13 protein-coding genes are annotated in these 13,413 nt (G+C 47.7%); 3 read left to right on the top strand and 10 right to left on the bottom strand.

Annotated elements, in window-relative coordinates:
* Positions 1-444: 444 nt before the first annotated feature.
* The 3 genes from M3202_RS17505 to M3202_RS17495 form a co-directional block, all read right to left on the bottom strand.
* Entirely contained in the window at positions 445-717 is a 273-nt protein-coding gene (locus M3202_RS17505; RefSeq protein ID WP_251224554.1) for a hypothetical protein, read from the bottom strand.
* A 167-nt stretch (positions 718-884) separates the two neighbouring features.
* Positions 885-2,390 (bottom strand): tagaturonate reductase, encoded by a 1,506-nt coding sequence (locus tag M3202_RS17500; RefSeq protein ID WP_251224553.1) that lies wholly within the window; start codon positions 2,388-2,390, stop codon positions 885-887.
* A 24-nt stretch (positions 2,391-2,414) separates the two neighbouring features.
* Entirely contained in the window at positions 2,415-3,428 is a 1,014-nt protein-coding gene (locus M3202_RS17495; protein WP_251224552.1) for a zinc-binding alcohol dehydrogenase family protein, read from the bottom strand.
* Between the two features lie 137 nt (positions 3,429-3,565).
* Between M3202_RS17495 and M3202_RS17490 the strand changes: the two genes are divergently transcribed.
* Positions 3,566-4,432: an AraC family transcriptional regulator gene (locus tag M3202_RS17490; protein ID WP_251224551.1), complete on the top strand. Its 867-nt coding sequence runs from the start codon at positions 3,566-3,568 to the stop codon at positions 4,430-4,432.
* A gap of 122 nt (positions 4,433-4,554) precedes the next feature.
* Positions 4,555-5,193: a cupin domain-containing protein gene (locus M3202_RS17485; protein WP_251224550.1), complete on the top strand. Its 639-nt coding sequence runs from the start codon at positions 4,555-4,557 to the stop codon at positions 5,191-5,193.
* A gap of 152 nt (positions 5,194-5,345) precedes the next feature.
* On the opposite strand, the gene M3202_RS17480 is transcribed toward M3202_RS17485, so the two are convergent.
* The 7 genes from M3202_RS17480 to M3202_RS17450 form a co-directional block, all read right to left on the bottom strand.
* Complete coding sequence (locus M3202_RS17480) at positions 5,346-5,987, bottom strand: O-methyltransferase (protein ID WP_251224556.1); 642 nt, start codon at positions 5,985-5,987, stop codon at positions 5,346-5,348.
* Positions 5,988-6,122: 135 nt separating this feature from the next.
* Positions 6,123-6,920, bottom strand: coding sequence for a CPBP family intramembrane glutamic endopeptidase (locus M3202_RS17475; protein WP_251224549.1), 798 nt, complete (start codon positions 6,918-6,920; stop codon positions 6,123-6,125).
* A 79-nt stretch (positions 6,921-6,999) separates the two neighbouring features.
* On the bottom strand, positions 7,000-8,097 hold the full coding sequence (locus tag M3202_RS17470) for an ABC transporter permease (RefSeq protein ID WP_251224548.1): 1,098 nt from the start codon (positions 8,095-8,097) through the stop codon (positions 7,000-7,002).
* Positions 8,094-9,359 (bottom strand): ABC transporter permease, encoded by a 1,266-nt coding sequence (locus tag M3202_RS17465; protein ID WP_251224547.1) that lies wholly within the window; start codon positions 9,357-9,359, stop codon positions 8,094-8,096. Before M3202_RS17465 ends, M3202_RS17470 begins: the two co-directional genes overlap by 4 nt.
* A 13-nt stretch (positions 9,360-9,372) precedes the next feature.
* On the bottom strand, positions 9,373-10,305 hold the full coding sequence (locus M3202_RS17460) for an ABC transporter ATP-binding protein (RefSeq protein WP_251224546.1): 933 nt from the start codon (positions 10,303-10,305) through the stop codon (positions 9,373-9,375).
* 210 nt (positions 10,306-10,515) lie between these two features.
* Positions 10,516-11,151, bottom strand: coding sequence for a response regulator (locus M3202_RS17455; RefSeq protein ID WP_251224545.1), 636 nt, complete (start codon positions 11,149-11,151; stop codon positions 10,516-10,518).
* Positions 11,148-12,293: a sensor histidine kinase gene (locus M3202_RS17450; RefSeq protein ID WP_251224544.1), complete on the bottom strand. Its 1,146-nt coding sequence runs from the start codon at positions 12,291-12,293 to the stop codon at positions 11,148-11,150. Before M3202_RS17450 ends, M3202_RS17455 begins: the two co-directional genes overlap by 4 nt.
* A gap of 312 nt (positions 12,294-12,605) precedes the next feature.
* On the opposite strand from M3202_RS17450, the gene M3202_RS17445 reads away from it, so the two are divergent.
* Positions 12,606-13,412, top strand: a complete 807-nt coding sequence (locus M3202_RS17445) for an ABC transporter permease subunit (protein ID WP_251224543.1) — start codon at positions 12,606-12,608, stop codon at positions 13,410-13,412.
* Position 13,413 lies beyond the last annotated feature (1 nt).

Here is a 13,413-nt window from a genome sequence, read left to right as displayed (position 1 = left end):
GATCGTATAGCCAAGTCCCTTTCTAGCAAGCAGACTAGTCAAGCCGCGTAATTAATTTTTTAAAAACACTAAAAGCGAAATGGGGGTCGTCTAACAATCGTGAACTAGGCTTTATGAAATTGATTCAATTAAAAGATCAGCTCAACAACTAGAGAGCTTCGCAAAAAAACAATATTAGCTCCCTCTAAAAACCACTAAAACTCCCAATAAAGTAAACAGCCCTGTCACTGTCGAAGCTGCTGAAAAAGGATGATTTTCACTTTTCCAGCAGCTTAGTAATGAGCGTAGCCGTTGCCTAATTTTAAAAGCCTTGCTACGAGTGGGTGTCTCGCAGCAAGGCGCGCAACGTGCGAAGCCATTACTCTTCTTCGAGTTACGAAAAAAGAAGTTTTCAGTGGCCCTGTCACTGTCTACCATATTGGGAGCATGTTTTGCTTTGTCGTTTCAACTAAATCTTTCTTTTCTCTCTCGATCCAAAATAGCCTTTAACCTCGGTGTCAGGACATAATTGCTTTTCCCTGTAATCGCATTTTCAGTCAGCACGGCAAGCTCTTGATCATAAATAATCCCGGCCTCTTCCGGCGTAATCCCGAACTTCCTTCCAGCTGCCTTTAAAACGATAGGGTCATGCCTTTCGGGATTGTACTCGCCATCTTTTTGTTCCAACTCTTCCCATTTGCGAACACAAAAAGAATAAAGGATTTTCTTGTCGACCAATGCACACACGTCCTTTCGTAAAAATAGATTTACATGAGAAGCATGTTCTGGATGTGATAGAGAGTCTTTCTCCCTACTATCGTTCGCTATCAATAGGGAAGATCCTACCTTTTTTGTTCGTCAAATTTTGACATTAATCTCCGCAACTAGAGGGAGCAAGTTCCCACTTATACGTCCATTAGCAGCTGCTTCACGCTTCTCCTTGCCCCATATTGCAAAATATCGGCAAGCTCTTGCTGCAACGCTTCCTTCAGGCCGTCGATTGTCAGCAAATTCATGCCCCAAAGCTCCCGCTGCTGAAGCAGCACTTCCGCTAGTTCGGCCGGGTCCTCTCCATAGCGGGCCCAGGTCTCATGAAAGCAATCAATGACGTGATCATGATCACGAATCACGTGCTCCTCCCCCTGCTGTCGGCTTCCGATTAAAAAGTCCCCCTCGCGCCGTACGGGGCGGTAATAAATAATCAAAGCAGCGAGGGAAAACACGAGAACCCGCGGTAATGCGCCCTCGTGCTTGACGTATGCAATCAGGGACGGAATCACCCGCACCTGGAATTTATAGACCGCATTCATGCCGATATCTGTCAGCATATGCCTCGTGTACGGGTTATGAAACCTCTCAAGCACGGAGGCGGCGAAGCTTTGCTTTTCCTGCTCCTCCACTTCGACGTACGGCAGAATTTCTTCTTTCATTCCTTTCTCGACATACTTGAGCAGCGTTTGATCCCTCATCGCTTCAAACACAGTATCTCTCCCGGCTAAATAGCTTGCAGCAAACATCATCGTATGGGCGCCATTTAATAAGCGGACCTTTAAATCACGGTAAATCGTACTATCTCCCCATTTCACATTCAATCCGGCCTTTGTAAACGGAAGCAGTCCGGCGGCAGCGCTATCGGCTTCGACCGCAAACAAATGATAGGGCTCCCCCACGGTTAAGAGGACATCCTGATAGCCTAGCCGCTCAAAAAAAGCGTCACTGTTTTCTTTCGGAAACCCGGTCACAATACGGTCAACTAAGGAGTTGCAGAACTGATTGGCGCGAGCGACCCACTGCATAAAATCCTCCGGAAACCCCCATTCCCTGGCGATGCGGATCACGAGCTCTTTTAACACGGTTCCGTTGTCTTCCACAAGCTCACACGGAATGATTAGCAAACCTGCGTCATCCGCACCTTTGAAGACGTTGTACCGATGATACAAAAAAGCCGTTACTTTGCCCGGGAAAGAAAGCGGGGACCCCTCTTGGTGATACTCCTCCTGCATATAAATCAGCCCGGCCTCCGTCGTGTTGGAAAACATAACTTCGATCGCCGGATTTTCAGCGACCTCCAGCACTTCCTGCCAGTCTGTATAGGGGTTAATTCCACGTGCAATCGAAGAGATGATTTCACTTTTGTCCACGGGCTGCCCGCCTTCGACTCCCCGCATGACAAACGTATAGAGGCCATCCTGCTCCTTCAATTTCGGTACGACTTTCCCATGAGGAGTCGGCTGAATCGCTACGACTCTGCCATTGAACAGCTGCTGCTTATTCATCTGATGAATCATCCAGTCGACAAAGCCTCTCAAAAAGTTCCCCTCTCCAAACTGAACGACCTTTTCCGGCAGATGCTCCGCCCGAAAGCATTCCACTTTGCTCTCCTCAATCAAACCTTTGGATAGTTGCTTCATCGTCTTCCTCCTTCCCCTCTGCTACTACTCCACTTCCACCATCACTTTAATTACATTCGTCTTTGGATCAGTGACCGCTGCAAACTGCCGTGCCACTTCATCAAGCTTTATTCTTTTTGTCAGCAAAGCCTCACAGTCAACCAGACCTTTTTCAATACAGGAAATGACATACTCAAAATCAGCCCTCGTCGCATTGCGGCTGCCGCTCACCGTCATTTCCCGTTTGTGCATTTCCGGGTGCTGAAAGCTGACATTCTCTTTGGTCAGCCCGACGAAGACGAGCTTTCCGCCATGACTAACATAGCGGATCGCTTCGTTCATCGAATGCTGATTTCCAGTCGCATCAATCACCGTCCACGCTCCGTCCCCATTCGTCAGCCGCTGAAGCTCTGAAAGCGCATCCTCCCCCCCCTGAATCACATGATCAACCCCGGTCCACTGCTGACAAAAACGCAGTCTTTCCCGGTTAATGTCCATGGCGATCACCTTCGCCCCGGCCAGCACGGCAAATTTCATCACCGCTAATCCGATAGGCCCGGCGCCGATCACCAGCACTTGCTCGTGCTCCTTCACCTCTGCTCTTCTGACCGCATGAGCGCCGATACTTAATGGCTCAATTAACGCCGCCGCATCAAGGGAGATATCGTTCACTTTGACCAAATGAGAGAACGGGACAGAAAGAAATTCCTTCATTCCCCCGTCAGTATGGACGCCAAGCACCCGCAGGCTGACGCAGCAATTAGGCTTCCCGTTCCGGCATGCCACACAGTTTCCGCATTCCATATACGGCACAATCGTCACACCGTCTCCAAGTTGAAACTCACTTTCCCCGTTCATCTCTACAATCTCGCCGCTTAATTCATGGCCGAGCACTCTTGGATACGTAAAATAAGGCTGATTGCCATAGAAGGCATGAATATCCGTTCCGCATATGCCAATCCTCTTAATATGAAGCAGGGCCTCCCCTTCCTTCGGTACAGGCTTTTCTTCCTCGCGCTCATGAAATGTATTCGGCTGCTGGCAGTAAACCACTTTCATCTTCTCATCCCCTCTTCATCTATTAGCTATTTCCTTCATCTTATCAGCAACAGATGATAAAAAAATTGCCTATTATTGCGTATTCATACCTTATTTTGATATGGTTAGTAAGAAGAGAAAACAGGGAGGACCAGGGAATGAAACCGATTCAAAAAAGCTTTGCAGCAAGCAGTCTCTTTCCTTTCGAAATCGTTTACAAAGATTCCAAGAGTCTGCAGCGGGAACTGCCTTTTCATTATCACGAATGGTATGAGCTAATTTATGTCTATGATGGGGAAGGAACCTTTTTAGTCGATCAATCGATTCAGTTGATGCAAGCCGGCGATCTGTTCGTCATTCCAAGTAACATTATTCACCGGGCTCTCCCAAGTAAGGACAATCCGGTGACCTCAACGGCTGTCTTTTTTCATCCTGTTTTTGTCCAGGATCGTTTTCTCGGAGACTCGTTTCACTTTCTCCAACTGTTTGAAACATGTTTACAGCAAAAAAGCTATACATATCAATTGGATGAAACACAGCAGCAAGCCGTTATCAATGAGCTGGACTCCATTCAGACAGAAATAACGGAAAAAAAAGCCGGCTACAAGCACGCCACCCTCATTCACCTGCAAAAGCTACTACTGTTCATCAACAGAGAATGGCCCCGGTCCAATCCTTCCAGCACAGCACCCCTACCTCACACGGCGCCCGGCTGGATGAATGACATTCTTTCATTTATTGAAACCCAGGACCTCAGTAACCTTTCTCTTTCGACGCTTGCCAAGTACGGCAATGTCAGCACCGCTCATTTAAGCAGAGTTTTTAAAAAGACAACCGGGCTGAAAATGTCAGAATACATCATGACGAAAAAAATTCTCAAGGCAAAGAAAATGCTGTTAGGCTCCAATTTGACGGTTGAAGCCATCGCCCGAGAATGCGGCTTTGAAAGCCTGCCTTATTTCCATCGAACCTTTAAAAAGTACAGTGGACTGACACCTTCCCGTTTTCGCAAACAGCACTGGTAAAAGGGCAATGTATCGTCTCCTTTCCTCCGCCAATTGGGTACATGCACAGGCGAGACGCTTGACGCATAGTATGCCGAAGATAAGCTTCATCGTACTTGATAGAAAAGGCAGGAGGATAATCAATGGCTTCCTATATGGATTACACATCACCTTCAACTGAGTTCGCGTTTGATGTCAACCAAAGTAACCTGATGCATAAGGACAGTCAAAATTACATTAACATTTTAAGCACCAATCAATTAAATACGTTGGAAAATGTCTCGTTGCTTGATATTTTTCTCAGCACGAATAATGTGATTGAGCCACATTATCATCAAAATGCGGCTGAATTAGTCTATTGCATTTCCGGCGCCGCCACGGTTTCCCTGCTTAACCCGTTTACAAAGGAGTTTCTCCATTATCCGATTACGCCCGGACAGGTAGCAAATGTTCCTCAAGCCTGGTGGCATTATGAAGTCGCTACGGCGGATAACACCCACCTTTTAGCGATCTTCGACGCGCCAATCCCTGAAGTCATTCTTGGCTCTGATCTTTTGAAGCTCACCCCTGCCAACATCATGGCTCACACCTACTGCATGGACGAAAATGAATGGACGCAAACGACGGCTCCTGTTCAGCCTTCCACCTTTATCGGTCCTACAACAGACTGTACGAGAAACGCCGATCGCACTGCCCCGGCTCACAACCAGACCCAGGGCTATATGCCGGCACAGTACCAGCCTTATCCATACACATCCTATCCATATTATCCGAAGTGGTAGAAGAAGCACGTGATAAGAAAACGCGTAGCATCCTTTCTTAGAAGCGACGTGCGAAGCCGACGCCCTGAATCATCCCGAAAATGTTTATACTTTCTTATCTTTTAAAAAAAGTCAGCCATGAGCAAAAAGGCTCTACGACTGACTTTTTTTCGCTACTCTTTCCTCACCCTCGAAAGAGTCAACCCATCTCCAATCGGGATCAGCACCGACTCCAATTGAGGATGTTCAGCTACAAAATGATTAAATTTCTTCATACATTCCGTATAACGTTTCGGTGTAACGGTGTCGTCGATTACACTGCCTGCCGCAAGAACATTATCAGAAACAATTAATGCGCCCGGTACAGCTAATCTGATGCAGGCTTCTACGTAATTCTCGTAATTCTCTTTATCAGCATCAATGAAGAAAAAATCAAAGCGTTTCTCTTCCTCAGCCAACGTTTCGAGACTTTGCAAAGCCGGTCCGGTAAGATAAGAAACCTGCCCGCCATAGCCCGCTTTTGTCACACTTTCATGGGCCAGTTCTGCATAGCTTTCTTTTAATTCGAGTGAGGTTAATGTTCCTTCTTTCCCGAAGCCTCTGGCAAGACAAATTCCGCTGTATCCTCCAAGGGCACCGATTTCCAGCACATGCTTCGCTCCCGTGATCGACACGAGCAGCGTCAGCAATTTTCCGGTAGAAGGAGAGACGGAAATCGCAGGCATGCCGTTTTCCTGAATGGAAGAAATCACCCCCTCCAATAGTCGATCCTGACTGTAGAAAACCGAGTCAATATAACTGTTTACTTGCTTCATTTTCGTCAATTCCTTTCCTCTCATCTGTCATGCATTCTCCCTTTTATTTTACTACAACGACGAAAGAAGTTATGCCAAAACTAGCTTTGACCGATTGGCGAGCAAGCCATTGCATAATGATGTTCAGCTACTTTATCATGTAGGTGCTTTATGGCTCCACTTGTGATGGGGATAAATGAACGCTAATGCAATCGCACCAATTGTACTCGGCAGTAAAATAAAAGCAAAAAAACGAAGTGTAAACAATCCACTAACATCAAAATGACCATGAGAAGGATTTAATATTTGAGTCGCGGTCATGATCGCCACATGAAAGCCAATTGATGTCCAAACGTTTCCTGACACAGCTCTGAAATACCCTAAAATAAACGCGAAACCAGGAATAAATTGAATTTGCTCCACAGAATACATCGCTCCTATAAAGAAAGCAAATAATGTGAACAAAAGTGATTGCAAGATGACCGTGAGCCAATGGGGAAATGATACATGTAAGTAACGATAGATATACCCTCTAAAAATAAGCTCTTCAGGCAATGCCTCCATCAAAAATACAGTAATGAATAAAATCAGGATGCTCAGCAACAAGGCATTAAAGTCCGTATGGAATGTTATGTCAACCCAGCCAAGCATGAGACAAATAACTAAACCGACTAATGCAGGAATTGTCCAGAGAAGAAAGCCGACAAAAAATGAAAAGATGTTTGTTCGAAGAGATGCCTGACCAAGGTTTTTCCACGAAATGTTATCAATTCTACATACGATTCCTAAAAGAGCAATAGTGAAAAATGTAGTAAGGAGAGCAATGAAGAAATGGTTTAAGCGACTGTATTCTTCTCCGGACGTCACGTCGCTAATGTAAATAACAAAATTCCAAACGGCAATGCCTAGCAACATTACAATTCCGATTCTGACTACTGTCGCTGTCATTTTCATTGATCTGCTTCCTTCCACATTAGCTTTTTATAGCCTGGGGCAAAGCCAACATTTCAGATGACCTTGCCCGGGCCCTTTCCTATTTTCGCTCCATCAAATTGATGCCGATCCCCATACAGATTACGCCGATAAGCAGCAGAAACGATAACGGGGTGGCAATTTCGCCGACGCCATACTGGTAGAGCGACGCTCCTTTCAGACCTTCCATCGCATAGAAAATCGGCATCGCCTGTGCGAGAAGCAACATCACTTCATTCGTCACGATCTCAATCGGCCAAAAGGCACCGCCCAGCATCGCGATCGCTGTCGATGTGATCGGAATAACCGCCTGAAGCTGCTGGGATGTTCTGACGAGACCGATGAGCAGCATTCCTAAAGCCACAATCGCAAACACATAGCAGCCAATGACAATCAGCATGGTACCAAAGCGATTGCCAAGCTCAAAATCCAACAGATAGTAGAAGATGAAGAAAACCGCCACAATCTGCAGGATGCCAATGATAAAGCAATAGAGAAGATGGCCGGTGTAGACCTGCCATTTACGGAGTGGCGAAACAATCAGCCGATTCCATGTCCCTTCCCGTTTTTCCTCTGCGACGTTCATTAAACTGAACATAATCGTATAGATCGAAAAAAACAACGTCATCCCAAATAAGACATGAAGCCGCTCCTCATCAAGAAAAACGCCATCCGCTCCGGCTAATGAAGTGCTGGAAACCGTAAGAACAGGTTCAGCCAAAAAACGCTCTACTTCGGAGCGGATATCTGCTCTTTCTGACGCCTCAAGCTGTCTTATGCGCAGTTCCTCGGTGAATACTTGATTGACGTAGCTGTCAACGACATAGTGGGTTTGTTCATCAGTAGCGACTAGCAGACGATAGTCGTCCTTCATAAGCCGAAGCGCCAAGCTTACCATCCCTGTGGCGACAGCATGCCTTGCCTCCTCTTCCTCAACCCACACAAAGCGCAAGGCGCCGGATTCATTTAATTTCTCCAACCAGCCGTCCCGTTCCTCCACTGTAAGGGTTTCATCACCGTATGTGTAAACTGTCAGTTCACTCTCTGAACGGAAGCCCGCCAGAAAAAACACAAACAATAATGTCAGGCCAAAGAAAAACAGGACCAGGACCGGCGCTCTTTTAAATCGCTGCCATTGCAGCAAAAAAACAGATTTCATGATGACATCGACCTCCCCGGGTAAATCATGACACTGGCGATTAACAACAGCAGCGCAAAACCGGCGATCCTGCTGAGCGGCACAAGCAGCTCACTCATCGCAAACCCCTGCATCAATTGAAGATAGGCGGTCAGAGCGGCGCCATTTGGCGTCCAGCCGCCGATGGCGGTGACAAACTCCGGCAATACAGCGGTCGGAAAGAAGCTCCCGCCAACAAAGGCGAACAGGCTCACCATTCCGCCGGCAAAAATATGGGAAACCGTGTCACTCTCAAAGCGAATCACGATCGTTGTCAGCAGAACGGCAATCGCGCCGATACAGATAGAGACGATAAAAGCAATCAATCCAAGACCAAGCCAGAATTCGGCCGTATGCTGGTATCCCCCAAAAGCCAAGGCGGAAAAGCCGAACAAAATCACCGTCTGAATATAGGAAATGACGACAGCTGAAATACATTTTCCCGCCAAGTATTTATAAACCGAGATTCCGGAAAGCAAAATCCGGTTCAACGCATGCTGCTTTTTTTCGACGAACGCTTTACTGGAAAGAGTGGCGCCCACATATAAAACGAACATGACCGCCATCCCGATCGTATAGTACTGAAACGAGGTGACCGGCTCCCGTTCCGTTACTGTCTCGATCCCTCCTGGACGTAACGCTTCTGCGGAGAAATCTGTCCTTTCTCCGACCGCGAAAGCGAGCGCCGTCTCAAAATTAAGATGATTAACAAAACGATCAATGATATCAGAAAAAATGCCCGCATATATAGAGCCGTATTCATGGACGGTTATTTCCAATTGACTCCCGTCACCTTCATTTAGCAGCATTTTCTGCAAGGAATCAAAAGTGAAATTTTCCGGTATCGTCAAAACGGCGGCAATCTCTCCTTCCGTTAAGGCGCTCCCGGCTTCGTCCGGCTCCATCGCGATAAGCTCGACCGCTCCACCGAGATGATCGTCAAACAGCCCCGTCAGCAGCTGATAGGGACTGACTTCCGCCGCAAGCTCCGTCCATTCAGCAGCGACATTTTCCGGATAATCCCTTTCATCCAGCATTGTATGAAATCTCTCTATTCCATGCTCGGCCTGATCATGCTGGACAATCGCCGCCTTTATCTCAAATTGTGCGACATCACCTTCCATCACGCCCTTTAACGCAAATCCTAATATCGTAATTAATAAAATCGGCATAAACAGCAAAATGAGCAGCTCTGTCCGATCACGAATCAAGGTGAGGAAGTCCTTTTTCAGCATATCTATCATCTTTTTTCCTCCTCTAGTCTCGCAGCTTCCGTCCCGTCAAATGCAAGAATACATCCTCCAATGTCGGAACCTGGACATTGACGCGCAAAATCTGAGCATCGTTCCGTTCAGCCGCCTGAAAGATTTCAGCGAGCATTTTGCTTCCTTTCGGGACAATCAGTTTAAGCCCTTTTTCCGTTTCAATCGTTTGAATGATAGCTTGATTGGCTTCCAGCTCGTTAAACAACCCGCCATTTGGCCGTTCTAAATCAATCAGGATCGCTTCCTCTCCTGATAAAATACTTTTCAGCTCTTCCTTTGTCCCCGCCGCGATTACCCGACCATGATCCATGATATATAAGCGGTCGCAGAGGCGCTCTACTTCCTCCATGTAATGACTGGTGTACAGCACCGCCAGCCCCTGTTTCTGATTCAGCTCCCTTACCATTTCAAGAATATGACTTCTTGATTGCGGGTCGATCCCGACGGTCGGTTCATCCATTATCAAAATTTCAGGATTATGGAGCATCGCCGCCGCCATATTTACGCGTCGTTGCATACCGCCCGAATAAGTGCGGACGAGCTGCTTTTGCCGATCCGTCAAGCCGACCAGCTCCAGCACCTCCTGTATTTTTGCTTCAAGCTGCTTGCCCCGCAATCCGTAGATCCGGCCAAAAAATTTCAGGTTTTCATAAGCGGTCAGCTCTTGATACAAAGCGATTTCCTGCGGCACCATCCCCAACACGCGGCGAATCGCGTTCGGCTCCTGAATCACACTTTTTCCGTAAAGCCGGACATCTCCTGAATCAGGCCGCAGCAAAGATGAAATCATCGAAATCGTCGTCGACTTCCCTGCTCCATTCGGTCCGAGCAAGCCGATCGACTCCCCCTTTTCCATATAAATGTTAACCCCTTCCACCGCCGTGATTCCTTTAAAGCTTTTTGATAGCTCCTCCGTTTCCAGCATCAACCCTACCTCCTTCTTCCATCCTTACCTTGTGCCTTTATTGTAAAGCGCCGACGGTCCGCTGCCTACTATCCTCCGTCATTGCTTTATCGCTTTTTTCATGACTTAAGTCATTTTCTTAGAAGCAGCGCCCTGCCTCGCCCCCTCGAAAAACAAAAAGGAATTCCTTCAACCGCCGCCTCGGCGTGCAAGGAATCCCCTATATGGCTGCTACACAATTTTTCTGCGAATTGCGTAAATCGCCAGCTGTGTTCGGTCTCTTAGCTCCAGTTTATCTAAAATGACACTAATCTGGTTTTTGATCGTGCCGACAGATAAGCCTAGTTCATTTGCAATTTCCTTATTGCTTCTTCCCTCTCCAACTTTGCGAATAATCTCAAGCTCACGTGGCGTCAGAGACGGATCGGGGCTTTCCGCCTCGGCTCTTTCGTCAATCAGCTTTGGCATCACCTTCGCCGCCACCTGATCCTGCAGCATGATCCCGCCCGCTAAACAGCTGCGGATCGCACGAATGAATTCTTCAGGCTCCGCATTTTTGAGCATGTATCCTCTCGCCCCGGCCTTTAACGCCTCCAGTGCATATTGCTCATCATTAAATGTTGTCAGAATCAGCATCATCTGCTCCGGCCAGCGCGAATGAATGATCCTCGCCGCTTCCAGTCCGTCCATGACCGGCATCCGGATATCGAGGATGACGAGATCGAATAGATGCTTTTCACAGAGAGCGACGGCGCTTTTTCCATCGCTTGCCTCGCCGGCGACCGTAAGCTCAGGATCGGTTTCGATCATCATTTTCAAGCCTTGGCGCACCATTCCCTGATCCTCCGCCAACAAAATCCGAATCATTCCCTATCCCTCCCTTTTTGCAGCAATGGCAACGTACCACGTACAATAAAACTCCCATCATAATGCCGTATGTCCAAATGGCCGCCCGCCTGCTCGACCCGCTCTCTCATCGAGGATAAACCAAACCCCTCTCTAAAGGAAAGCTGCTCATCATCTGTCGCATTCGCCACTTCAAAACGAAAAACTGTTCCCGCGGGGGCTTCAAATAAGATAGTGGCTTCTTTCTTTTTCGCGTGTTTCATCACATTCGTCAGCGCTTCCTGAACAGCCCGGTAAACGACTGTTGCCTGCTCGTTGCTCAGCGGCGCCGTGAAAGCGCCGTGCTTCACCGACATATGAATGCGAAGATAGCTCTCGGCCTCCAGCCGGCGGATTAAGCTGATGATAGCCGATAATCCAGCCATATCATCCTCCTTCAATGTCTTCACCGCATTGCGTGTTTCCTCCAGGCTTTCTTTCGCCAATTGCTTCAGCTCATTCACTCTCTCCTTCGTCCCGGCGGCAGCCTCCAGCCGAAATACTTCCAATTGCATGAGCAGGGCCGTCAGCTTATGGCCGACAGAATCATGAATATCCCTGGCAATTTGCCCGCGCTCCTCCTGCCGCGCCAGCTTTTCGCCCGCCACAAGCTGCCGCTTCATTCTACGGAACTCACTAAGCAAAGCCTCATTTCGCAGCGTAACGTCTGAGACTTTCAGAAACAAGCGGCGATACATCACAAATGCTGCTCCGAGCATCACGCTGTAAACGAGAAGAAACAGCGGATGAAAGACGGAGTAGCCGAAAAAGGCAGGAAGAATCGAACCGAGCAATAGCAGCCCGCCAATCAAAGCAGACTGAACAGCCTTCAGGCGATAGACAGCCTTTCCCGCGATCATCGTAAAAACAAGTAAAGGATAAGGGTTAACGGCACCTTCTTGCTCCGGCCATAGAGCGGCGATAGCCATTACCGCGGCACAAGCTAATAAAGCGGTAAAGCGCCCTTCCTGCTTCCTAAAAAGCGGGGAAAGAAAAAACAAGGCAAAAAAGCCGGCAGCCCCTGCAATTCTTTCCGGCATCGCATGAACCGGTTCGGCATAGCCGTTTATTGCCAGAATCCACGCCACCATCAGCAGCATCAGCCACATCCAAAAAGCCGCCACACGCTCCCCCTCCTTCTTGCTTAAAATCAGCATTCAACTCAAGGCTAGTATAGCGGTAAGTATTTCCTTTTTACAAGTCGATTTTCATCCGATGGGAAAAGAAGGACACTACATCCATTAAAACACACTTGACAAATCAGATTAGTATGTTTTAGTATAAGATTACTCATCACGAATTTGCAAATTTCAAATTTTTCAACCAGCTGATCGGTCGACCGAAAGCACTTGTTCCTCACGGGAATGAGTGCTTTTTTCGTTGAAAATAAGGGCTGCTGATGAGGCTAACATGAAATAATCAAGGAGGTGTGACGTTTGACTATTCTTAAACCGCTCATCGCAAAGAATGGCTGGTTCCGGAATCAGATACTCCCATGGTGCCTGCCCGTTGGTTTTCTCGTATCCTGGCAATTGCTGACTCAGCTCGGCATCATTTCAACAAGGATTTTGCCGGCGCCGCTCAGTGTTCTGGAAGCCGCCGTTGACTTGACGAAGTCCGGCCTGTTACCCGACTATATTCAATCAAGCGCGAGCAGAGCCTTTTACGGATTTGCCATTGGTGGAGGGATTGGCTTTCTACTCGGACTGCTCAACGGAATCTGGAAGCTTGCGGAACAAGTACTGGATACGTCGATGCAAATGATCCGCAACATTCCGAACCTGGCGCTTATTCCTCTTGTGATTGTCTGGTTTGGCATCGGAGAAGAATCGAAGGTCATTCTGATTGCTTCCAGCGTGTTTTTCCCGATTTATTTAAACACGTACCATGGGATTAAAAACGTCGATCCTCTGTTAAAAGAAATGGGGATCGTCTACCGGTTAAAAGGATTTTCACTTTTTTGGAAGGTGATTTTACCGGCCGCGCTCCCTTCGATTATCGTCGGCCTGCGCTTTTCACTCGGCGTGATGTGGCTCACCCTCATCGTCGCCGAAACAATCGCTTCCAATTCCGGTATTGGCTATATGGCGACCAACGCCCGTGAATTTATGCAGATGGATATCGTCGTGTTAAGCGTGATTATTTACGCCCTGTTCGGCAAGCTGTCGGACGTGATTGCCCGGGCTATGGAAAGAAGGCTGTTGCAATGGCATCCGAATTACAGCGTACAGGAGGGGAATTAAC

The organism is Halalkalibacter oceani (assembly GCF_023715605.1).
Classification (GTDB): domain Bacteria; phylum Bacillota; class Bacilli; order Bacillales; family Bacillaceae_D; genus Halalkalibacter; species Halalkalibacter oceani.
The sequence above is the reverse complement of the archived record's forward strand: the minus strand, read 5'-3'. Positions and strand labels throughout refer to the sequence as shown.